Consider the following 20,631-nt stretch of genomic DNA (forward strand, 5'->3'; position numbering starts at 1 on the left):
CGCACAAATTCTGAATTTACTGTTTTAAAGGTCTTCAATTTTCATTGAAGCGTTCTGATTGATTCTCAAAATCTTTCAAGGTTTCTCACTGTTCAGTTATCAATGTTCTTTGTTTGCTCTCTTACAACAGCTTGTTCATTTTATCAAATCGCTGTTCGTTTGTCAAGCACTTTTTTATTTTTTGAACTTTGTTTTAAGTTCTCTGTCTTGCGACAGCTTGTTTATTCTATCAAAATGTTTTGCATTTGTCAAGAACTTTTTCATAACTTTTTCAACTTATTTTCAAAGCAGTATCTATAAAGTTATGTTTGTAAAATGTAACTCACAAGCTCTACAACTCAATGTGTCCCGCGAGTCAGCTTTGATATAATATCATCTGTGTCACATAAAGTCAACACATTTTTTATTTTTTTATATATATTTTTTTCTCATTGTTTTTACACAACTATATATTGTATTTACATACTTATCCACATACCATTTATTGCTTATGTACTTTTCTCTTTTATGCATTATTACACCGGTTTAAGCTACAGTATATTTTCTATCAGCTTCATGACCGGGTTGTTTTCATACAGATACTTAAGCATCAGGGAATCATTTATATATAGTGTCATTGTCTGTCCTGCTTCTGATGTGGCTAACAATGATATGAGCGCAAGGAGCAGCCATACTATAACTATTCCTTTTATAAAACCTACGCCAAAGCCGGCAACCCTGTTTACGGTACTTATAACCGGCACTCTTTCTATTTTTCGTATTAGTCTGCGGACAAAGTACTCCACTATTCCAAGCGAAAAGATTACTATAAAAAATGATAGTCCTGTCATGATGGCATTGGTAAGCTGCATGGATATTGAGTCGTATGCCCCGGATTTCTGCAGCAATATGTTTGCCATATCAAAATCGCCCGTGGCTTTCTGTCCCTGTACAGCTATTTGTTTTTCGATATTACTGCATATGACAGACTCTATCCCTGTCTGCGATAATATATTATCCCTGACATACGGGGCTGCCATGGTTGACGCTGTGAGCATCAGTATACAGGCTGCAAGTGAATACACTACGCGAAGGAGTCCTCTTGTATATCCTCTCACTGCATTCCATGCAATTATGCATATCACTACTATTAATAACCAATTCATTTGAGCATCACCTCGTCCATCGCCCCTTCATATATGAATATATAGTTATTAATGCCTGATTTATACATTACCTTATACAATTTCTGGTCGAAGGTATGGTAAAATTTTTTCACTCCGTGTATGGTGTATATTTCACACGCGGTTTCGCTGGTCACACATACCTCATTATTGCTGTCAAATTCTATATTCCGGTATGCTATTGACGTATCATTTTCCATGAGCATTTTACCGTTAAAATCATACAGTTTAATATGACTGGTGCATTTTTTATCGTTGTTGGAGTATGCTACTCCTATATATTTGTTGTTATAAAATACGCTGTCTATCTGTTTTTCCAGCTTTATTTTCTGCTTTAGCTTCGGCTTCTGGCTTCCGTCAAATACCATGATGTTTTTGTCGGATACCGCTATCATTTTGTTGTCGGACACGTATGCTATCTCAGGAATCAACTGATCCTCGTATTTGTATGTGCCCACGTTGTTGTCAATCTCATTCTGTCCTACTGAGCCAAAGTTGTAAAATGCTATCACACTGTCTGTTTTTCCATTTGATAAATCTATCATATCGACGGCAAGCTTTTTAGCGTCATATGAGAGTGCTATATCGACAGGAATGTTCTTCTGCTCGCCGAAAAATTCTCCGCTGGCAAGCTCCTTTCCGCTTGTGTCATACAGCTTTACATAGTAATTTTTATCTTCGTTTACAAGCACCGCCACTGTTCCCTGTCCGGCTATGCATGCTTTGATTATAGGCAGTGATGTACTTATCTGCTTTTTTATGCCTTTTTTGTCCATAATATACAGCTCTGTTCCACCCTTGTCATAGATGGTCATATAGCTTTTACATATGACTACCTGTGGCGATGACATCTCAAATGCCTGGTTCCATATACGGTTTCCGTCTGAGTCTGTATACAATACGCCATCATTGCTGTACTCCACTACCGCTCCGCAGAAATCCACGAACGACACCGCACTCTTGTCCTTCTGCTCCACGCTGTTTTTTACGTCAAAGGACTTGTAGGTGCGCAGCGCCATCCACAACCATACTATAAGAAATAAAGCCACGACTGCTGCCACGACTATTATTATTCTTTTTGCTATTTTTCTTCTGTGCTTTCGTATTTTCTCCTCGAGCTCGTCCAAATCGGTCTCGACAGTTTTAAAGTCTGCTCTCTGTGCCATAATCTTATCCTTTTGTTCTACTTCCAAAGTGTTTGTTACTTGTCAGTATACCATTCACCGGATATTTTTTCCACTGGAATTAAATCTTCTTCTGTGGACATGGCAGGAAGTGTCTCCTTTTTGTCTATTGTTCCGCTCATTCCAGCGCCGGCTTTAAGCCCGATAAGCACTATAAGCACTGCTATCGCTGCAATCATCACTACAGATGTAAGTGAACCCTTGCGCGGTTCTTTTCCTGCCTCCATGGCTTTTCTGTACCGGCCGCGTTCTTTCGATATGCTGCCAAATTCCTCAGGAAACGACACATTGATTCTGTCGTCTGCCGAAGCTCTTCTATGTATCCGGCTGTAGCTGCTTTTGGCCGCTGTGTCAGTGTCCTCATACCGGCTGCTGCTTTTATTATTGTCATCGGCATTACTATAACTGTCGATTTTATTATTGTTGTTTGCATTACTATAGCTGTAGGTTTTATTGCAGGTGTCAGTTTCATTATAGCTGTCAGCACTATCACAATGCTCATTCATGCGGTAATATACAAAAAATCCTGTCTTTTTCTTCAGATGATTATTCTTTTTGATAAAGAAGTTTTCCTCATGCTCGGTCCTGTTCAAAAGGAACATAAGCTGATGAGCACCGCCAAAGTGCTCCCTGTGTATATTTTCAAGCATGGGTGTTGGCTCAGCCGGAAAATCCTCCTGCCTGAATGCCCATCCGACAATAATCAGCTCCTCGTAGCTTTTCTTTATCTCCGCAAACACTCTGCTCCATACCTTGTTGGTCCAAAGAGGCGCATTTTTGTCAAACTCCATATCATATACTGCAATCGCCGCCTCCACAAATGTGGCATACCTGCCTCCGCTGCTCTCCGTATGTCCCATAAGTACAAAAACCTCTTTATCCTTAAAGCCCTCTGTCTTTATGCGCTTGTACGCTTTCTCCGATATGTAAACCCGGCCCTCATCCGCCGGTGTGCCAATCTGTCTGACGTTGTTCGTCACAATATCTATCATGCCAGCCTCCTTTTTCGGTCAGCATAGCACTTTCAAAATGTAAATTTATGCAAAATTGTGCGATTATAAAAACTTTTTGAATTTAATCCCCACCGAAAAAAGGGCGCATGAATCCATGCGCCCGACTTTTCACACATATGAAAAAGTAAAATGCTTCGCACTCAACAAACTACATACCACCGGAAAGCATACAGAATGTTCCGAAGAAACAATATGAACTGCCGCAGGGTTCCATTATGTAAAATAGCAAGAATGACTAAACTCATTCCACACACTATCCACACGAAATCCTGCGGCTGACTTCATATTTTTTCTGAGGAATATACTGTATGCTGCACCGGTGAACACAGCCTCCAAGTGCGAAGCACATAAAACCCACTACTTCATATAATTCTTTACTTTGCTGTAGATGCCCTCTGCATCCAGCCCATACTTGTGGATAAGCTCAACTGCCGGTCCTGACTCGCCGAAGCGGTCCTCTACACCGATACGCAGAAGCTTTGCAGGCTGCTCCTCACAGAGTACCTCTGCCACAGCACTTCCGAGTCCTCCATTGATAGAGTGCTCCTCTACTGTGACTGCCTTGCCTGTCTTTGATACAGATTTAACAATCAGCTCTCTGTCGATTGGCTTGATTGTATGGATATTGATAACCTCAGCATCTATGCCGTCTGCTGCGAGCATTTTTGCTGCCTCAAGTGTCTCTGATACCTCAAGTCCTGTTGCAAATATAGATACATCCTTGCCTTCCTTGAGTACGATACCCTTTCCGATTTCAAACTTGTAGTCCGGTGTGTCGTTGATTACAGGCACTGCAAGTCTGCCGAATCTAAGGTATACAGGGCCCACATGGTCGTATGCTGCCTTTACTGCGGCTCTTGCCTCCACATCGTCTGATGGGTTTATTACAACCATGCCCGGGATTTCTCTCATGAGTGAAAGGTCCTCGAGGCACTGATGTGTAGCTCCGTCCTCACCTACAGAGATTCCTGCATGTGTGGCACCTATCTTGACATTGAGATGAGGATATCCGATTGAATTTCTTACCTGGTCATAGTTTCTGCCTGCTGCAAACATGGCAAATGAGCTGATAAAAGGCACCTTGCCGCATGTAGCAAGTCCTGCTGCGATACCTGTCATATTGCACTCTGCGATTCCGCAGTCCCAGTGACGCTCAGGAAACTCTTTCTGGAATATACAGGTCTTTGTGGCACCTGCCAGGTCAGCATCAAGTACAATAAGGTCATCGTGTGCTTTTCCAAGCTCTACGAGTGCGTTTCCGTAGCTATCTCTTGTAGCGATTTTCTTTACTTCTGACATAATGCTTCACCTGCCTTTTCTAAGTCTGCCATTGCGATTTCATACTCCTCGTCATTTGGAGCCTTTCCATGCCATCCTGCGGCATTTTCCATGAATGATACGCCCTTGCCCTTTACAGTCTTTGCGATAATGGCTGTAGGCATGCCCTTTGTCTCACGAGCCTCCTTGAATGCTGCCCTGATCTGGTCGAAATCGTTGCCATCAATGTTGATTACGTGGAAATTGAATGCCTCAAACTTCTTGTCGATTGGGTATGGCGAGCATACGTCCTCAACAGAGCCATCTATCTGGAGGTTATTGTTGTCAACGATGACTACGAGGTTGTCGAGCTTGCGGTGACCTGCCCACATGGCTGCCTCCCATATCTGTCCCTCCTGAATCTCGCCATCTCCTGTGAGTGTGTATACACGGTAATCCTTCTTGTCATATTTTCCTGCTGCAGCCATTCCTACTGCGGCAGATACGCCCTGTCCGAGCGAGCCGCTTGACATATCAATGCCAGGGATGTGCTTCATATCAGGATGTCCCTGCAGATATGAGCCTGTATGACGGAGTGTCTTTAAATCCTCCTTTGGAAAATATCCTTTCTCTGCGAGAGTAGAGTAAAGTCCCGGTGCTACGTGTCCCTTTGAGAGCACGAAACGATCCCTGTCCTCCCATTTAGGATTGGCAGGGTCTACATTCATCTCCTCAAAATACAGATATGTAAAAATATCTGCTGATGAAAGTGATCCACCCGGATGTCCGGATTTGGCACTGTGAACTGCTGTCACAATGTCCTTGCGAATTTCATTCGCCATCTTCTCAAGTTCAAGATTGTTCATGATGTCTCCTTCTATCATTTATATCTCTGTTCTTCCCTGAAGCGCCCTAAGCAGGGTCACCTCGTCAATATATTCCAAATCGCCTCCTACGGGAACTCCGCTCGCGATTCGTGTCACTTTGATGCCTGTAGGCTTGATGAGCTTGCTGATATACATGGCCGTAGTCTCGCCCTCCAGGCTTGAATTGGTCGCTATAATGACCTCGTCTACGTCTTTTTCAAGGCGAACCATAAGCTCCTTAAGACGAATATCCGCAGGACCTATGCCAAGCATGGGTGAAATTGCGCCACCCAACACATGATACACGCCCTCATATTTACCGGTCTTTTCGTATGCCACAAGATCCCTCGTATTCTCAACAACCATGATGGTCTTGTGGTCTCTTGCCGCATCCTTGCAGATGGGGCACAGCTCGTCATCTGTGAGTGTATAGCAGCATTTACAGTATCTGACATGCTCCTTCGCATCGATTATGGCATCAGAGAGCGATTTTGCCTGCTCCTTTGGCATATTTATGATATGAAATGCCAGTCTCTGCGCTGTCTTGGCTCCGATTCCCGGAAGCTGTGACAGCTCCTCTATTAGTTTTGATATCTCACTGCTGTAAAAATCCATTAAAACAGACCGCCACCCAGGCCACCGGTAATTTTGGACATAGATGCCTGTGACTGCTCATCAATCTGGCGAAGTGCCTCATTGGTTGCTGCCATGATGAGATCCTCGAGCATCTCGATATCATCAGGATCCACTACCTCCTCAGATAATTTGACCTTTGTGATTTCCTTTTTTCCAGAAACAGTGACTTCGACTGCTCCGCCGCCTGCCTTTGCTGTAACCTCAGCATCCTCAAGCTGCTTCTGAGCCTCCTCCATCTGACGCTGCATCTTCTGCGCCTGTTTCATAAGATTGTTCATGTTTCCCGGCATTCCTCCAGGGAATCCACCTCTTCTTGCCATTCTGGCGTCCTCCTTGTTTTTAATGGGCTAATCCCAGCCCTGTTTATAACTTAGTTTTCTTCCTCTATATCAAAATTTATCATATCTGTCAAGTCCACAACAGCTTCCTTTGCGCTGACTGCGGAATTATTTTTCTTGACCGTCACCTCGACTTTTTTGCCTATGCGCTTTTCTATAAGCGAAGCCAGCGTATCCATACAGCCTGCACGGTTTTCAGAGAGATACTCATATGCATTCTCATCATCAAACATTAAAATCAGGTCAGAGGAATTGCCCAGCGATGTCACAGCCTTGTTCAGATAAACCTTTGATGTTGCTCCCATCTCCGAAAGTATGGATTTCCACTGCTTCATGAGCTCTGAGATATCCTGCGGTATTGCTTTGGGAAGCTCCTTTTTCACTATAGGCTCGCTTGCTGCGGCCTGCTGCATATCCTGTGTCTGCGCAGCCTGTGCCGCTACAGGTATACCCTTTTCAAGCTTTTTCTCTATGCTGTTTATGCGGTCAAGCACCGAATCATAGCTCTTTTCCATCTGCGGCCTGCACAGCTTTATTATGGCTATCTCGACCATAATACGCTTTTGCGATGCAAACTTTACCTGGCTGGACAGCTCGGAAAATACCCTGATATACCTGATGAGTGTCTCAGGCTTTACAAGTGCTGCCTCTTCCTTAAGCGCCTCAAGATTGTCCTTTGAGATGTCGAGCACCTCTTCCATATCGTCGGAGCTCTGCAAAAGCAACAGATTCCTCATATACCAGGTGAAATCATTGACAAGCTGCGACAGCTCCCTGCCCTCATCTATGAGCTCGCCCAGTATGCGGATGGCGCCTGTCACATCCTCGTCTAGTATGCGCCTTAAGAGCCTTGAAAACACCTCTGTGTCCACCGCTCCAAGCACCTCGAGCACATTTTCATAGGTGAGCTTCTCACCAAGATGGAAAGCAATGCACTGGTCAAGAAGACTTAACGCATCCCTCATAGAACCGTCTCCTGCCTTGGCCACGTACCTTATGGCGCGCTCCTCGACCTCCACCTGCTCCTGCTCCATCAAATCGCTGAGTCTGGATGCAATCGTATCTATGGAAATCCTGTGGAAATCATAGCGCTGGCATCTGGACAGGATAGTAATCGGTATCTTGTGTGCCTCGGTGGTCGCCAGTATAAATATAACGTAGCTCGGCGGCTCCTCAAGTGTTTTTAAAAGTGCATTGAAGGCTCCTGCCGAAAGCATGTGAACCTCGTCGATGATATAGACCTTGTACCTGCCCTCTGTCGGGCGGTATGTGACCTCCTCACGAATCTGTCTGATATTGTCCACGCCGTTGTTGGACGCTGCATCTATCTCTATGACATTCATGGATGAGCCCTCAGTGATTGCCCTGCACGATGGACATTCGCCACACGGGCTTCCGTCTACAGGGTGCTCACAGTTGACTGCCTTTGCAAATATCTTGGCCACAGTGGTCTTTCCTGTACCTCTCGTACCGCAAAATAAATAGGCATGCCCTATTCTGTCAGCTTTTATCTGATTTTTCAGTGTTGTTACAATGTGTTCCTGTCCCTTTACGTCCTCGAACTCCTGTGGACGGAACTTACGGTATAGGGCCTGATAAGACACGCCTTTTCACCTTCCTTATATCTAATATTGCTGCTTAATCTCCGAAGCAGATACCGGTGCGCTTTGCTTCCTTGATCATCTGGCTCTTTGGATCTACAGTCTTAAGCTTTCCTGCTACGTCGGCAAGCGGAACCTTCTTTGTCTGTCCGTTTACCATGGCTATCATGCAGCCGTAATCCTCATCCATGATGGCCTTTGCTGCTGCTGAGCCAAGACGTGTACAAAGCACTCTGTCGTAAGGGCATGGGCTTCCGCCTCGCTGTGTATGTCCCGGAACTGCCACTCTGACCTCAAGACCGAGTCTTTCGCTGATGCGGTCTGCAACCTCGTATGATACTGACGGGTATTTGCTCTTTGCAAGCTTCTTCTTGTATTCCTTTTTGGAAAGGGCTGCATCCTCCTTGGAGATGGCTCCCTCTGCTACAGCAAGAATGGTAAAGCCCTTGCCCTCCTTTGTTCTCTTGTGGATGGCATCTACGACCTTGTCAATATCGTATGGTATCTCAGGAAGCAGAATGATGTCTGCACCGCCCGCAACACCTGCATACAGTGTAAGCCAGCCTACCTTGTGGCCCATAACCTCAACGATAAATACACGGTTGTGGGATGCTGCTGTGGTGTGAATGCAGTCGATTGCATCTGTAGCTATATTGATTGCGCTCTGGAAGCCAAAGGTCACATCTGTGCCGTAGATATCATTGTCGATTGTCTTTGGCAGATGAATGACATTAAGTCCCTCTTCCCTGAGAAGATTGGCTGTCTTTTGTGTGCCGTTTCCGCCCAGGATAACGAGGCAGTCAAGACCAAGCTTCTTGTATGTGTTTTTCATGGCTGCGACCTTGTCCAGTCCGTTCTCATCCGGCATTCTCATAAGCTTAAAAGGCTGTCTTGATGAGCCGAGTATTGTGCCGCCCTTTGTCAGGATGCCCGAAAAATCCTTTGATGTGAGTATTCTGTAGTTCTCATATATGAGTCCCTTGTACCCGTTCTCAAAGCCGTAAATCTCAAGCTCGTCGATATTGTGTGCCAACGCCTTTACCACACCTCTCATGGCTGCGTTAAGTGCCTGGCAGTCTCCTCCGCTGGTAAGCATTCCAATTTTCTTCATTGCTGCTTCCTCCTTATGCAATATTATGATTGTCTTTTATTATGCTAATTCCTGTACTCCTTATCCTTCTCCTCCTCGCGTAGCCTGTCCTCCTCAGGCATGAGCTTTCTGAAAATACGCTCAAAAATAAACTCATAGGTGAGTGCTGCGCCGGCAGGAAGTATGAAAATGAGTGGAATAAGAATCCATACAAGTATAAGTGATACCACAAGTATCACTATGACCAGTAATGTCCACGGCAGGTTGGCGATAAGAATGAGCAGTGTATTCTTAAGGGTTATCTTTGTGACCTGCTCAAATCGTGAAATATACGCTGATGTGTATATGACCCAGGCTGCGGCGATAAGTGCCATTATGATGAACACGATGGAGAAGTTTCCCCACTGATTGCCTGTCTTAAGACCTGACCATGTAATATAAATATCTCCCAAAAGCACGATAAGTATTATAAGCTGTACCAGCCATGCCTTGGTGGCCTGCTTGAAATTTACCTTAAACGCATGCCAGTAGCCTCTCCACACATAGCCCTCATCGCGATGGATGACACGGCGCGATGTATCGTAAAGTGCTGTGGATGCCGCTCCTATTGTAAAAACAGGTATGCATGATATGATCCAGCAAAAGCTCAAAATAACCATATCTACCAGTTTGTTTAATGCTCTGAAAAATTTGTTGTCTATGTTAAAAATGCCCATAATGCTCTCCTATATCCTGTGGTGCTCTCTGTTTTGTTCTCTCTTTTTCTCATAGCACTCTTCGCGCTGCCTCTTCCTCTCCTCAGGTGTGAGGCGTTCCTTTTTCCTGCCGATATAGATATTCCACTTAAGATATGCCTCCTGGGCATTTCTTGACTTGTAGATGATATTTTTCTCCTCATCTACTATATCCGTGATGCTGTACCAGCCTCTATCGTACATGAACTCTGACTGCTTATCATCAAAGTCCTTGGTTCCCAGCACAAATTTGTGTATTGCATGCTGCTGTCCCATGTAATCCTGTCCTCCTTTTTGTAATTTTATTTTATAGCCACCTTGTCCAGTACATAGTCAACTGCCTGCCTAAGGTGCTTATCCTTCTCATACTGCTCAGTTTCCTTAAGCTTTAGAGCTTCTTCTCTGGTGAACATATCACGCAGTACCACCCGGTGATGCTCTACCGGTATATATGACACCTTGTCCTCAAACACAGGCTTCAGCACATAGTATGGCACCGCCTTTTCTCTCTTAGATGCCGCAAGCGGTACTATGTTGTCAACCACACATACGCCAAGGGTTTCACTATATATAATCTGTTTCTTTTGAAACATGCTTTTACCTCCGTATTTATATACACATCTATAATATCACAGACAGCGTTCTTTTTCAAAAACATTTTATCTGGCATTTATTTTTTTATCTTTCTGGTCATAGAAATATGGTCAGACGCATGTATACTTATCCTATATTTTGTTAATGGCGGTACACTTGCGGTGTGGCAGTCACCTGTGACATACGCTTTCATAATTCCTTGGCCTAGCGGGAGTAAATGCCGCCTCAAACAGAGTTTATCAAGCGCAAAAAATTTGGAGGATATATGAAGAAAGCAGCCGTTTTTAACGATTTGTCCGGCTTTGGAAAATGCTCTCTGACCGCCGCAATTCCGGTACTGTCCGCGCAGGGCGTACAGTGCTGTCCCATGGCATCAGCAGTGCTGACAAACCAGACAGGATATGAATATCATAAATGCACAGACCTGACAGCCATGATTAAGGACTACATCGACAACTGGCAGAAAAATAATGCCCATTTTGACGGCATTTACAGCGGTTTCATGACAGGCTCAAAGCAGATTGAGCTTTTTATGGATTTTTTGGATGTATTTTATGAGGAAAACGCGATGCTGCTCGTGGATCCTGTGATGGGCGATGACGGCAGAACCTACGGCATATACTCTGCCGCTCTTTTGGATGGCATGAAGGCTCTTTCCAGAAAGGCCGATGTCATCACACCAAATCTGACCGAGGCATGCCTTTTGGCAGACTATGATATCGAAAAGGTATACAGTGACACGAGAAAGGATGTGCTTCTGCCACTTGCGACAGAGATAAGCGAGAAGCTGCGAGACCTGTCCGGCAAAAACCAGGATGTAATCATCACCGGTATCAAATGCCGGGATGACAAGGCACCCTTTATATACAATCTCGTGACTACCGCAAACGGCACCACAACCCACAGATCACACTTTTTCGACGTGAGCTTTTCCGGCACAGGAGATCTGTTTGCATCTGTTATATGCGGAAGCAGGCTGAACGGATTTTCAACAGAGGAGGCCGCTGAGCGCGCCGGAAAATTCCTGTATGACAGCATCGCAGATACCATGAATGATGACACCGCACCAAATGACGGAGTGAATTTCGAGAAGTTTTTGCGGGAGCTGATGTGATGTTTATGTGATTCTTATGACCATTTGCTGTAAAAATGCATCGGATTATCAATTGAGTTCTTAAGTCATGCTTAGCACAACACAAAGGAGAACCCGGTTGGACAAGAAGATTTTTCACATTGGAGGAGACTAAGTAATGGCTGATATAATCTATACATACAAGAACGAGGTTTATGCAAATATCACAAATAAATGCCGAGGAATACAATAAGGTCACGAGACCAACCTTTGACAATGCTTATGAGGCTATGCTGGATTTTGCCAAGGAATGCAACCGCATGATCAAGCATACACAGCTTTCTATCGTGGATGTGCTCCCCGAGGAGGATATAAAGACCTGCCAGCAGATTGCTGATGAGAGGGGTATTCATCTGAAGATACGTCATTTTTCGAATTAGGAATAGCGTAAAAAAATACCCATTTTCCATTATAGAATATAGTTATAATGGAAAATGGGTATTTATAAGTGATAACATATTATCACTGCACTATAGATACTCCCCAAGCATTTCACTAACACAATCTCTTATATTCAGTGCGGTTTTCCTTGCCATTGTCATATTTAATCCAATTTTTTGGGCAACCGCGAGAATATCATCCAGTTCAGGATTTACACCATTTCCATTTACCGTGGTAGCATGCTCTCCACCGATTGAATTACTGTAGGTGAGGTCATACGCCGGTGACAATTTCCAGCTACATTCATCTTCATCATACAGATAAGTAAAATTCTTCGAATGGTCATCCCTGTTATGCGCATACACATTAAAACACATAAGTCTATACAATTTTTCACATTCTTCCATAGATTTGGTAAGCTGGAGTGTAAGCTGCATCAGAATATCATAATCAAGATTTGGTATTCTGTGAGATGTTTCTAAAAGCCCGGATTATCGCTAGTCTCTCAAGGCTGCCTATCTCATGTGGATTTATGCCATTTTTCTTCATAAGTCTATCAACCAACAATCTGCCCCATCCATCAGGCAGACTATCTGCAAAAACGCCAAAAAGTCCATCAAACGGATCTATCTTTGGTATAAAAACTTTTTTCTCCAAAGGCAGTGAAAAAGGGCTTATGGAAAATCCATTTGCCAGCCAGTTACTGTCATACTCAAACGCAGCCAGACGATTTTGGTACAAAGCAATCGTTCCGACGAGTCTTTCATGATAAAAGACTTCCAGCTTATTTAGTCTGTTCATTAATTACCTCCTCGATAGACGCAAAAGGCACATTATTAAACAAGTCTTCAAGTTCGTTCTCCACATCAAGAGCTATAGCAATTTTGGTCAAAGATTGCAGGGATATCTCGCCGCTCTGCTCAAATCGCTTAAGTGAACCAAGACTTACACCTGACCTTGCAGCTAATTGCTTTTGAGTAATTTTCTTTCTTTTGCGCAAACGTACTATCTTTTGTGCAATGTCGTTATTTATTTCTATCCATGTTTTTTGATATAAGTTAATCATGCTAATATATTATCCCTTTTTGGCATTTTTATCAAGATATAACTAATATATTATCCCTAAATATTCATAACTCCAAAACCAAAAAATGTAAATAATAAGCTGAGAATCAAAAAACAAAGGAAAAAGTTTATGGTATTTTAAAGAATCAATTGAATTATATGCAAAAAAGACACCGCAGGGGTGTCTTTTTCGCTATCATAATATACTTCATTAGTCTTTGAAAAGATCTGTTGAGTAGTATCTGTCTCCGCTGTCAGGAAGAAGTGCTACGACTGTCTTGCCCTTGAACTCAGGTCTCTTGGCTACCTCGATTGCTGCATAGAGAGCTGCTCCTGAAGAAATACCTACAAGTACACCCTCCTCTTTTGCGATAATCTTGCCGTACTCGAAGGCTGCCTCATTTGATACAGGGATAATCTCATCATATACCTCTGTATTTAATGTGTTTGGTACGAAGCCTGCTCCGATTCCCTGAATCTTGTGTGCTCCGGCTTTTCCTGTTGAAAGCACTGCTGATGTCTCAGGCTCTACTGCGACAATCTTTACATCAGGGTTCTTACTCTTTAAGTACTCACCTGTTCCTGTGATTGTTCCGCCTGTTCCAACTCCAGCTACGAATGCATCTACCTGTCCGTCTGTATCGTTCCAGATCTCAGGGCCTGTTGTCTTTCTGTGTGCCTCCGGGTTTGCAGGGTTCTCAAACTGCTCCGGAATGAAGCTGTCAGGAATCTGCTCATGAAGCTCCTCTGCCTTGGCGATAGCTCCCTTCATACCCTTTGTACCGTCTGAAAGCACGAGCTCTGCGCCATATGCCTTGATGATGTTTCTTCTCTCGATGGACATTGTCTCAGGAAGAACGATGATAATCTTATATCCCTTTGCTGCTGCGATTGCAGCAAGTCCGATTCCTGTATTTCCTGATGTTGGCTCGATAATTGTTGAGCCCGGCTTGAGCTTTCCGTCTCTCTCAGCCTGCTCGATCATCTCTTTTGCGATTCTATCCTTTACTGATCCTGCCGGGTTGAAGTACTCAAGCTTTGCAAGAAGTCTTGCCTCAAGTCCGTATGCCTTCTCTACGTGTGTAAGCTCTACGAGCGGTGTATTTCCAATAAGTCCTAATGTTCCCTGATAAATGTTTGACATGTTTGCGTCCTCCTTGATGTCATTGTAATGTTAATGCTTTGTTTTAATCTCCTATATTCATACTGTATTTGTATGAATTAATTGTTGATATAAATATACCCCATGAATCCCTATCTGTCAACAGGAATTTATGGGGTTTTTAATTTTTTATCTCAGGCAAACAGATCATCCATCGTAACAACCGACTGCAGCTCCTGCGAATACGAGTTTTCCACCACACCATAGGTTGTAATAAGTGTTGGGTATATCGCATACTTTGTACCGGACACCACTCTCAGATCACTTATTTTATTCCTAATGCTCCTGTCCACTTTCTCCGTTATGGTATATTCTGACTGCGAATATTTCATCTCACACAAATTAATCACCTGATCTTTTCTGGCAATCAGCATATCAATCTGTGAGCCGAAAATGCCATTATCCGGATCTGATTTGCAGTACCACGAATTTACCTCTGTCAGCACTCCCGAAATACCCAGTTTAAACTTAATCTGATCTACATGCTCCATGCACACTCTTTCAAACGCCAGCCCCAGCCATGTATCCACTGCGGGCGCATTAATCTGGTTCGTCCAAAAATGCTCATCTGTCGGTTCTGATTTCAAAAATTTGAAATAAAACAATGTAAAGCAATCCATCAACTGATATATCGCATTTTTCTTTTTCATCCCAAATGCATTGTACTTGCGGATAAATCCACAGCTTTCAAGCTCTTCAAGCTTCGTTGTCAGATCTCCCGAATTAGGAATTTTGGTCGCTGTGATGATTTCTTCCCTTGTCATTCCAACCTTTTTAGTCCCAAGAGCTTCTATTATTTTTACATAGTTCTCCGGTTTTTTGAATACAGAAGCATATAAATACTTAAATTCATCGCGCAGGGGCGCATCCTTTTCAAACAATATACTATCAATATTCTGCGAAAGGCTTAATCCCTTTTTCAAAAATCCCCAATAGTAAGGTACTCCGCCCAAAATATATTATATCGCTATATTCTTCTTAATCTCTGTTTTTTATACACTTTAAGTAAAGTATAACGATATTTTGAGCAAAAAACAAGCCAAAACACAAATATACTCTTCTTAATCTCGTTAAAAATAATAGATTAAGAAGAGTATACGTTGTTTCGTTGCAATATTTATGTGTTGTTACACATTAAGCTCGTGATTCCAAATGGTCTAAGATCATATTGGTAAATCTCCCATTAAATTCACCATCTTTTCAATTGTTCCACCGCACAGTACGTGCCCATCCTGATAGAATACCGCTGCCTGGCCCGGTGTCATGGCGCGCTGTGGCTCGTCAAATACACATTTTATCATGCCGTTTTCCATAGGGGTAAGTGTACATTCAGCTCCCCTGTGAGAGTAGCGTACCTTTCCTATGCTGCGGGTGTCCGGTGTGATGTGCTCCTGCGCCATGTAGTTTATATCGCTGATATAACAGGTGTCTGAGAAAAGTGACTCATTTGTGCTGATTACGACCTCATTTGTTGCCGGACGCAGCTCCTTCACGAATAAAGGCGTTGCGGCTGTAATTCCAAGCCCCTTGCGCTGTCCGATAGTATAGTGGATGAGGCCCTTATGACGGCCGAGAATATTGCCCGATTCATCCACGAAATTTCCCGGCTCATAGGTTTTGCCTGTCTCATTCTCGATAAATGAGGCATAGTCGTGATCCGGCACGAAGCATATGTCCTGGCTGTCGCTCTTGTGCGCCACAGGCAGTCCGGCTTCCTCTGCGATACGGCGGATTTGTGGCTTTTCATACTCTCCCACAGGCATCAGCGTGCGACGAAGCTGCTCCTGTGTCAGATTGTAAAGCGCATATGTCTGGTCCTTTTCCGCTGTGACTGAGTTGGCTATGGTGTATCTGCCGTTTGGAAGCTGTGCTATGCGGGCATAATGGCCTGTTGCTATATAGTCGGCTCCTATCTCGAGCGAGCGGTGAAGCAGCGACTCCCATTTCACATAACGGTTGCAGGCGATACACGGATTTGGCGTGTATGCACGCTCGTATTCGGACACGAAATAGTCTATGACGTATTTCTTGAAATCAGCCTTGAAGTTCATCACATAATACGGAATATCAAGCACTGCTGCCACTCGTCTGGCGTCCTCCACTGCGGATAGCCCACAGCATCCGCCCTCCTGTGACTGTTTAAATACGTCCTCGTCCTGCCATATCTGCATTGTGACTCCGATGACATCGTATCCCTGTTCCTTTAATAAATATGCCGCTACTGACGAATCCACTCCGCCCGACATTCCTACTACAACCTTCTTTTTCATTAATAGTCTTCCTCAGGCGCCTCTTCCTTCTCGCTGATATCGTTTACAGGCTTCTCAAGTCCCTCTATCTTGATGCCGTTTTTCTCTGCATAATCCCAGAGTGCCGCATGGATTGCCTCCTCTGCGAGAAGTGAGCAGTGTACCTTTACAGGTGGAAGTCCGTCAAGTGCCTCCATAACTGCCTTGTTTGTAACCTCAAGCGCCTCCTGGATTGTCTTGCCCTTTACGAGCTCTGTTGCCATACTGCTTGTTGCAACTGCTGCGCCACATCCGAAGGTCTTGAATTTGGCCTCCTGAATAATGCCGTTGTCATCTATATCCAGATACATTCTCATGATGTCTCCGCACTTTGCGTTTCCTACTGTGCCGACACCACTTGGATTCTCCATCTCTCCTACGTTTCTTGGATGGTTAAAATGGTCCATTACCTTTTCACTGTATGCCATGTCCTTAGTTCCTCCTAATTTTCATGTATATATTAATAATCTGATAGTCACTATAATTTTTGACCTGATCATTTATGCCTCAGATTTGCCGTTTTTCTTTACAAAATCCTCGTATAACGGTGACATGCTTCTGAGCCTTGCTATGATTTCCTTTAACTTGTCCACTGTATAGTCGATATCCTCAAGAGTGGTCTTCTCTGATAATGTAAGACGCAGTGAGCCGTGTGCTATCTCATGTGGCAGTCCTATTGCAAGGAGCACATGCGATGGGTCGAGTGAGCCTGATGTGCAGGCTGAGCCTGAGCTGCCGCATATGCCTGCCTGGTCAAGCAGGATAAGCATTGACTCTCCCTCGATAAATCTGAAGCAGAAGTTTGCATTGTTTGGCAGTCTGTCTGTTCTGTGTCCATTTAAGCGTGTATATGGAATCTCACTTGTCACTCTCTCGATGAGGTGGTCTCTGAGCTTTGTCTCATATGCACTGCGCTCTACCATGTTGGCCTTTGCAAGCTCTACTGCCTTGCCGAGTCCTACGATACCCGGCACATTGTGTGTTCCCGCACGTCTCTGGCGCTCCTGTGCTCCGCCGTGGATAAATGAGCGGATTTTTACGCCCTTTCTGATATACATCACGCCGATGCCCTTTGGTCCGTTGAGCTTGTGACCGCTGGCGCTGAGCATGTCGATATGCATATCATCTACATTAATCGGAATATGTCCGAATGCCTGAACTGCATCTGTGTGGAACAAAATGCCATGCTCCTTTGCTATCTCTCCGATCTCCTTAAGCGGCTGGATAGTACCAATCTCGTTGTTTGCCGCCATAACTGAGATAAGGATTGTGTCAGGTCTGATGGCTGCCTTAAGCTCATCAAGCTTGATTTTTCCGTCCTCATCAACACCCACATATGTCACCTCAAAGCCATGCTTCTCTAGCCACTGTGCTGTGTGAAGAATTGCATGATGCTCGATAGCTGATGTGATGATGTGCTTTCCTTTTGCAGCATATGCCTCTGCTGTGGCCTTTAATGCCCAGTTGTCGGACTCGCTGCCGCCGCCTGTGAAATATATCTCATCCTTCTTGGCTCCGATAAGGTCTGCGACCTCTCCTCTGGCATGATCCACTGCTCTTTCTGCCTCATCTGCAAAGCTGTATATAGCTGATGGATTGCCGTAATGCTCTGTAAAGTAAGGAAGCATTGCATCCACAACCTCCGGATATACCTGTGTGGTTGCCGCATTATCCAAATAAATTAATCTGCTCATCTATGATAACCTTCTTTCTTTATATGACATAATTTCCATTCTTCTCGTTCTGCCAGTCTACCAGATCCTGCAAGGTGATATTGTCAACCACACCTGAGATTGCATCATTGATCTTCTTGTACACAATAGATGTGACGCACTGCTGCTGTCTGTCGCAGACTATCTCGTCATCCTCTATACATGCTACCGGCGCAAGGCTGCCCTCAGTCTGTCTGAGAATCATGCCGACTGTGTAGTTCTGCGGTTCCATCTTCAGCATGTAGCCGCCCTGGGCGCCTCTGACACTTCTGACGTAGCCCGCCTTGTTTAAAATGGATATAATCTGTTCAAGATATTTATCTGAAATATCCTGTCTCTTCGCTACATCCTTCAGGCTGATGGGTGAACCACTGTTGTTCTCTGCAAGATCCATCATAAGGCGAAGAGCATAACGTCCTTTTGTTGAAATTTTCATTTATAGCACCTCTGTTTCATTTCCTACTGTTTTACTATACATTCAGAAATCGCCTTTGTCAAGCCGAAAAACAGAAATCATTTCATTTGTCAGGCTTAATTCCTCTAGGGATGCAGGTATTTCTTCTCTTGACACCCATTTTGCCACCGAAAGTTCCTGCATGTCAACCTCAATCTCATCTGTTCCGTCAACTTCACAGAAATATCCCGCAAGTATATTGTCAGTAAAGCCCCACGGCTGCGATTTGTAGTATCTTATGTTTTTCACACGCAATCCCGTTTCCTCCATGACCTCACGGCGCACGGTCTCCTCAAGCGACTCACCTATCTCGTTAAAGCCTGCCACAAGTGCGTACTTTTTATACTCTCTGCCATTATATTTTGTCAAAAGCAGCTTATCTCCATTGGTAACTCCCACTATCACGGCCGGATTGATGCGCGGGTAAACCATGTTGCCACAGACCGGACATCTGAGCATGCGCTCCACGTCGTCCTCTACCAGCCTGTTTGCGCATCTGCCGCAGAAATGGTTCTTATCATACCAGCCATCCAGATGGAATCCCGTTATCGCGGCAAGCACGTACTCCTTCGGTGCTGCACTGCGCATATAGTGCCGGTTTATGAATTTGCCACCTGTTACTTCCAATATATGCATTTTGTCAGCATGTGACAGTGCCACCCTGAAAAATGCAATATCGTCAAGTGTAAACAGATACTGATATTTAGCATCTAAGCATTCTGTTTTTATATCCTCATATCTTGGAAAGCTTATCTGATGAATATCCTGAATGGATTCGTCAGCAGGCTTGTCCGATGCCTGCTGCACAAGAAGCTGTCCCCTGCTAAAAAAAAGGACCCTGCTGTCCGGGTCCGGCTGTATGTTTTTGTATGTTATGTCCCACTTATGTGGTGCAATGTCCTGAATCATGGTATGCCTCGATTTTCTTTATTTTCGGTTTCCGTTGCACCGTCTGATAACACAGTTAATCAGCCTGGAAATAGAATTTCCGCTGATTACCTGTGTTATCATACGATGTTTATACGCTAAAAATCCGAGCGCCTCGCTTCGAACCATCACAACAGACGTTACCTCCACAGTTAACTCCCTCCAGGCTGCCTTGCGTCACATGAAAGCTTCTACTTAGTGCTGCTGTGTTCCCACCCTGACACGGTTCATAGATTTCCATTGCGCAAGACCCAGACGTCAACGCCACTTATGGAGGGCAGCTCCACCGCTTAAGCCCTCTACGAAGCATCACCCCAACTATAGCGGATTGTTGGTTCAAGGTACCGCTACCACCCCGGCTGCTCGGAGTCTTAAGTATACGCTATAATGCATGGTTTTGTCAAGCATAGAAAACCATCATGCATAATCCGTACAGAATCTTAACAGCGTAGCGTAGCCACGGCAAGAGTACGTATGCGCGTCCGGTACCCGGGGCTTACGTGCCTTACATTGTGGTTTTAACGACAATTTATTTACTGCCCTTGAAACTTACGCTTCTTTCGCAGCTCCTTGAAGAAGGTAGAAAGCATGGTGCTGCATTCGTCACCACAGATGCCTATATCTGTCTGCACCTGATGATTGAACTGCTGCATCTGCAGTAGATTGATGATTGAGCCTGCACAGCCTGCTTTCGGATTCATGGCGCCTATTACCACTCTGGGAATGCGTGCCTGTACTATTGCTCCGGCACACATCTGACAAGGCTCAAGGGTGACGTACATTGTGCATTCCTCGAGACGCCAGTCTCCGGTCTTTTTGCTGGCTTTGCGGATGGCAGAGAGCTCAGCGTGAGCGAGTGGATTTTTGTCGGTATTTCTGCGGTTGTAGCCGCGTGCGATGATTTTGTCACCGGCTACAATTACGCAGCCTATCGGCACCTCATCGAGTGCATATGCTTTTTTTGCCTGTTTTATTGCCTGTTTCATATATTTTTCATCTTGTGTCATATTTGTCTGCTCCATGTGTTATAATCT

Annotated in this window: 25 protein-coding genes and 1 other RNA gene; 2 read left to right on the forward strand and 24 right to left on the reverse strand. The window is 44.4% G+C overall.

Features of this window, described 5'->3' with window-relative positions; translation table 11 throughout:
• Positions 1 to 530 precede the first annotated feature (530 nt).
• The 12 genes from ACTQ1L_RS09215 to ACTQ1L_RS09270 all read right to left on the reverse strand — a co-directional run bounded on the left by ACTQ1L_RS09215 (position 531) and on the right by ACTQ1L_RS09270 (position 10,475).
• Positions 531 to 1,145: a CvpA family protein gene (locus ACTQ1L_RS09215; protein WP_321112257.1), complete on the reverse strand. Its 615-nt coding sequence runs from the start codon at positions 1,143 to 1,145 to the stop codon at positions 531 to 533.
• Complete coding sequence (locus ACTQ1L_RS09220; protein WP_441366712.1) at positions 1,142 to 2,329, reverse strand: DUF5711 family protein; 1,188 nt, start codon at positions 2,327 to 2,329, stop codon at positions 1,142 to 1,144. The genes ACTQ1L_RS09215 and ACTQ1L_RS09220 overlap by 4 nt, the downstream gene beginning before the upstream one ends.
• A 35-nt stretch (positions 2,330 to 2,364) precedes the next feature.
• Positions 2,365 to 3,339 carry a hypothetical protein gene (locus tag ACTQ1L_RS09225; RefSeq protein ID WP_441366714.1) on the reverse strand — a complete coding sequence of 325 codons (975 nt, stop codon included), beginning with the start codon at positions 3,337 to 3,339 and terminating at the stop codon, positions 2,365 to 2,367.
• 378 nt (positions 3,340 to 3,717) lie between these two features.
• Positions 3,718 to 4,659, reverse strand: coding sequence for a transketolase family protein (locus tag ACTQ1L_RS09230; protein WP_321112254.1), 942 nt, complete (start codon positions 4,657 to 4,659; stop codon positions 3,718 to 3,720).
• Entirely contained in the window at positions 4,647 to 5,483 is an 837-nt protein-coding gene (locus ACTQ1L_RS09235) for a transketolase (protein ID WP_055060957.1), read from the reverse strand. Before ACTQ1L_RS09235 ends, ACTQ1L_RS09230 begins: the two co-directional genes overlap by 13 nt.
• 18 nt (positions 5,484 to 5,501) lie before the next feature.
• Positions 5,502 to 6,098: a recombination mediator RecR gene (gene recR, locus ACTQ1L_RS09240; RefSeq protein WP_012741254.1), complete on the reverse strand. Its 597-nt coding sequence runs from the start codon at positions 6,096 to 6,098 to the stop codon at positions 5,502 to 5,504.
• Positions 6,098 to 6,439, reverse strand: a complete 342-nt coding sequence (locus ACTQ1L_RS09245) for a YbaB/EbfC family nucleoid-associated protein (protein ID WP_012741253.1) — start codon at positions 6,437 to 6,439, stop codon at positions 6,098 to 6,100. Before ACTQ1L_RS09245 ends, recR begins: the two co-directional genes overlap by 1 nt.
• 50 nt (positions 6,440 to 6,489) lie before the next feature.
• Positions 6,490 to 8,061 (reverse strand): DNA polymerase III subunit gamma/tau, encoded by a 1,572-nt coding sequence (gene dnaX, locus ACTQ1L_RS09250; protein ID WP_441366717.1) that lies wholly within the window; start codon positions 8,059 to 8,061, stop codon positions 6,490 to 6,492.
• A 34-nt stretch (positions 8,062 to 8,095) separates the two neighbouring features.
• On the reverse strand, positions 8,096 to 9,169 hold the full coding sequence (locus ACTQ1L_RS09255) for a 6-phosphofructokinase (protein ID WP_321112251.1): 1,074 nt from the start codon (positions 9,167 to 9,169) through the stop codon (positions 8,096 to 8,098).
• A gap of 44 nt (positions 9,170 to 9,213) precedes the next feature.
• Positions 9,214 to 9,864 carry a YesL family protein gene (locus ACTQ1L_RS09260; protein ID WP_441366719.1) on the reverse strand — a complete coding sequence of 217 codons (651 nt, stop codon included), beginning with the start codon at positions 9,862 to 9,864 and terminating at the stop codon, positions 9,214 to 9,216.
• A gap of 9 nt (positions 9,865 to 9,873) precedes the next feature.
• The gene (locus tag ACTQ1L_RS09265) at positions 9,874 to 10,158 is read right to left on the reverse strand and encodes a hypothetical protein (RefSeq protein ID WP_441366721.1); all 285 of its coding nucleotides are present in this window, start codon (positions 10,156 to 10,158) and stop codon (positions 9,874 to 9,876) included.
• A gap of 26 nt (positions 10,159 to 10,184) precedes the next feature.
• The gene (locus ACTQ1L_RS09270) at positions 10,185 to 10,475 is read right to left on the reverse strand and encodes a CarD family transcriptional regulator (protein WP_321112248.1); all 291 of its coding nucleotides are present in this window, start codon (positions 10,473 to 10,475) and stop codon (positions 10,185 to 10,187) included.
• A 266-nt stretch (positions 10,476 to 10,741) separates the two neighbouring features.
• Here ACTQ1L_RS09270 and ACTQ1L_RS09275 point away from each other — a divergent pair, with 266 nt between their 5' ends.
• Complete coding sequence (locus tag ACTQ1L_RS09275; RefSeq protein WP_441366723.1) at positions 10,742 to 11,590, forward strand: pyridoxamine kinase; 849 nt, start codon at positions 10,742 to 10,744, stop codon at positions 11,588 to 11,590.
• A 173-nt stretch (positions 11,591 to 11,763) separates the two neighbouring features.
• Positions 11,764 to 11,988, forward strand: coding sequence for a hypothetical protein (locus ACTQ1L_RS09280; protein ID WP_321112245.1), 225 nt, complete (start codon positions 11,764 to 11,766; stop codon positions 11,986 to 11,988).
• Positions 11,989 to 12,078: 90 nt separating this feature from the next.
• Here ACTQ1L_RS09280 and ACTQ1L_RS09285 read toward each other — a convergent pair whose 3' ends face one another.
• The 12 genes from ACTQ1L_RS09285 to tadA form a co-directional block, all read right to left on the reverse strand.
• Positions 12,079 to 12,426, reverse strand: coding sequence for a HipA domain-containing protein (locus ACTQ1L_RS09285; RefSeq protein ID WP_306747995.1), 348 nt, complete (start codon positions 12,424 to 12,426; stop codon positions 12,079 to 12,081).
• Positions 12,427 to 12,439: 13 nt separating this feature from the next.
• On the reverse strand, positions 12,440 to 12,790 hold the full coding sequence (locus ACTQ1L_RS09290; RefSeq protein ID WP_441366726.1) for a HipA N-terminal domain-containing protein: 351 nt from the start codon (positions 12,788 to 12,790) through the stop codon (positions 12,440 to 12,442).
• Positions 12,774 to 13,055 carry a helix-turn-helix domain-containing protein gene (locus ACTQ1L_RS09295; protein WP_119213789.1) on the reverse strand — a complete coding sequence of 94 codons (282 nt, stop codon included), beginning with the start codon at positions 13,053 to 13,055 and terminating at the stop codon, positions 12,774 to 12,776. The genes ACTQ1L_RS09290 and ACTQ1L_RS09295 overlap by 17 nt, the downstream gene beginning before the upstream one ends.
• 210 nt (positions 13,056 to 13,265) lie before the next feature.
• A complete protein-coding gene (cysK, locus tag ACTQ1L_RS09300) occupies positions 13,266 to 14,198 on the reverse strand; it encodes a cysteine synthase A (RefSeq protein WP_321112242.1) in 933 nt (310 codons plus the stop codon).
• A 152-nt stretch (positions 14,199 to 14,350) separates the two neighbouring features.
• Positions 14,351 to 15,139, reverse strand: a complete 789-nt coding sequence (locus ACTQ1L_RS09305) for an AAA family ATPase (RefSeq protein ID WP_441366728.1) — start codon at positions 15,137 to 15,139, stop codon at positions 14,351 to 14,353.
• Positions 15,140 to 15,379: 240 nt separating this feature from the next.
• On the reverse strand, positions 15,380 to 16,486 hold the full coding sequence (mnmA, locus tag ACTQ1L_RS09310; RefSeq protein WP_441366730.1) for a tRNA 2-thiouridine(34) synthase MnmA: 1,107 nt from the start codon (positions 16,484 to 16,486) through the stop codon (positions 15,380 to 15,382).
• Positions 16,486 to 16,932 (reverse strand): Fe-S cluster assembly scaffold protein NifU, encoded by a 447-nt coding sequence (gene nifU, locus ACTQ1L_RS09315; protein WP_012741233.1) that lies wholly within the window; start codon positions 16,930 to 16,932, stop codon positions 16,486 to 16,488. The genes mnmA and nifU overlap by 1 nt, the downstream gene beginning before the upstream one ends.
• 72 nt (positions 16,933 to 17,004) lie before the next feature.
• The gene (gene nifS, locus ACTQ1L_RS09320) at positions 17,005 to 18,198 is read right to left on the reverse strand and encodes a cysteine desulfurase NifS (protein ID WP_441366732.1); all 1,194 of its coding nucleotides are present in this window, start codon (positions 18,196 to 18,198) and stop codon (positions 17,005 to 17,007) included.
• A gap of 19 nt (positions 18,199 to 18,217) precedes the next feature.
• Positions 18,218 to 18,652, reverse strand: coding sequence for an RrF2 family transcriptional regulator (locus tag ACTQ1L_RS09325; protein ID WP_022292488.1), 435 nt, complete (start codon positions 18,650 to 18,652; stop codon positions 18,218 to 18,220).
• Between the two features lie 42 nt (positions 18,653 to 18,694).
• Positions 18,695 to 19,579, reverse strand: coding sequence for an NAD(+) diphosphatase (gene nudC, locus ACTQ1L_RS09330; RefSeq protein WP_441366735.1), 885 nt, complete (start codon positions 19,577 to 19,579; stop codon positions 18,695 to 18,697).
• 124 nt (positions 19,580 to 19,703) lie between these two features.
• An RNA gene (ffs, locus tag ACTQ1L_RS09335) (signal recognition particle sRNA large type) lies at positions 19,704 to 19,964 on the reverse strand.
• 166 nt (positions 19,965 to 20,130) lie between these two features.
• Entirely contained in the window at positions 20,131 to 20,604 is a 474-nt protein-coding gene (tadA, locus tag ACTQ1L_RS09340) for a tRNA adenosine(34) deaminase TadA (protein ID WP_441366737.1), read from the reverse strand.
• Positions 20,605 to 20,631 lie beyond the last annotated feature (27 nt).

Source organism: Agathobacter sp. LCP21S3_B2, assembly GCF_052118705.1.
GTDB lineage: Bacteria > Bacillota > Clostridia > Lachnospirales > Lachnospiraceae > Roseburia.

What these genes read in the sequence shown, in the direction of transcription:
- ACTQ1L_RS09215 (WP_321112257.1), bottom strand. Translation starts at nt 1,145, where the DNA reads ATGAATTGGTTATTAATAGTAGTGATATGCATAATTGCATGGAATGCA.
- ACTQ1L_RS09220 (WP_441366712.1), bottom strand. Translation starts at nt 2,329, where the DNA reads ATGGCACAGAGAGCAGACTTTAAAACTGTCGAGACCGATTTGGACGAG.
- ACTQ1L_RS09225 (WP_441366714.1), bottom strand. Translation starts at nt 3,339, where the DNA reads ATGATAGATATTGTGACGAACAACGTCAGACAGATTGGCACACCGGCG.
- ACTQ1L_RS09230 (WP_321112254.1), bottom strand. Translation starts at nt 4,659, where the DNA reads ATGTCAGAAGTAAAGAAAATCGCTACAAGAGATAGCTACGGAAACGCA.
- ACTQ1L_RS09235 (WP_055060957.1), bottom strand. Translation starts at nt 5,483, where the DNA reads ATGAACAATCTTGAACTTGAGAAGATGGCGAATGAAATTCGCAAGGAC.
- recR (WP_012741254.1), bottom strand. Translation starts at nt 6,098, where the DNA reads ATGGATTTTTACAGCAGTGAGATATCAAAACTAATAGAGGAGCTGTCA.
- ACTQ1L_RS09245 (WP_012741253.1), bottom strand. Translation starts at nt 6,439, where the DNA reads ATGGCAAGAAGAGGTGGATTCCCTGGAGGAATGCCGGGAAACATGAAC.
- ACTQ1L_RS09255 (WP_321112251.1), bottom strand. Translation starts at nt 9,169, where the DNA reads ATGAAGAAAATTGGAATGCTTACCAGCGGAGGAGACTGCCAGGCACTT.
- ACTQ1L_RS09260 (WP_441366719.1), bottom strand. Translation starts at nt 9,864, where the DNA reads ATGGGCATTTTTAACATAGACAACAAATTTTTCAGAGCATTAAACAAA.
- ACTQ1L_RS09265 (WP_441366721.1), bottom strand. Translation starts at nt 10,158, where the DNA reads ATGGGACAGCAGCATGCAATACACAAATTTGTGCTGGGAACCAAGGAC.
- ACTQ1L_RS09270 (WP_321112248.1), bottom strand. Translation starts at nt 10,475, where the DNA reads ATGTTTCAAAAGAAACAGATTATATATAGTGAAACCCTTGGCGTATGT.
- ACTQ1L_RS09275 (WP_441366723.1), top strand. Translation starts at nt 10,742, where the DNA reads ATGAAGAAAGCAGCCGTTTTTAACGATTTGTCCGGCTTTGGAAAATGC.
- ACTQ1L_RS09280 (WP_321112245.1), top strand. Translation starts at nt 11,764, where the DNA reads ATGCAAATATCACAAATAAATGCCGAGGAATACAATAAGGTCACGAGA.
- ACTQ1L_RS09285 (WP_306747995.1), bottom strand. Translation starts at nt 12,426, where the DNA reads ATGCAGCTTACACTCCAGCTTACCAAATCTATGGAAGAATGTGAAAAA.
- ACTQ1L_RS09290 (WP_441366726.1), bottom strand. Translation starts at nt 12,790, where the DNA reads ATGAACAGACTAAATAAGCTGGAAGTCTTTTATCATGAAAGACTCGTC.
- ACTQ1L_RS09295 (WP_119213789.1), bottom strand. Translation starts at nt 13,055, where the DNA reads ATGATTAACTTATATCAAAAAACATGGATAGAAATAAATAACGACATT.
- cysK (WP_321112242.1), bottom strand. Translation starts at nt 14,198, where the DNA reads ATGTCAAACATTTATCAGGGAACATTAGGACTTATTGGAAATACACCG.
- mnmA (WP_441366730.1), bottom strand. Translation starts at nt 16,486, where the DNA reads ATGAAAAAGAAGGTTGTAGTAGGAATGTCGGGCGGAGTGGATTCGTCA.
- nifU (WP_012741233.1), bottom strand. Translation starts at nt 16,932, where the DNA reads ATGGCATACAGTGAAAAGGTAATGGACCATTTTAACCATCCAAGAAAC.
- nifS (WP_441366732.1), bottom strand. Translation starts at nt 18,198, where the DNA reads ATGAGCAGATTAATTTATTTGGATAATGCGGCAACCACACAGGTATAT.
- ACTQ1L_RS09325 (WP_022292488.1), bottom strand. Translation starts at nt 18,652, where the DNA reads ATGAAAATTTCAACAAAAGGACGTTATGCTCTTCGCCTTATGATGGAT.
- nudC (WP_441366735.1), bottom strand. Translation starts at nt 19,579, where the DNA reads ATGATTCAGGACATTGCACCACATAAGTGGGACATAACATACAAAAAC.
- tadA (WP_441366737.1), bottom strand. Translation starts at nt 20,604, where the DNA reads ATGACACAAGATGAAAAATATATGAAACAGGCAATAAAACAGGCAAAA.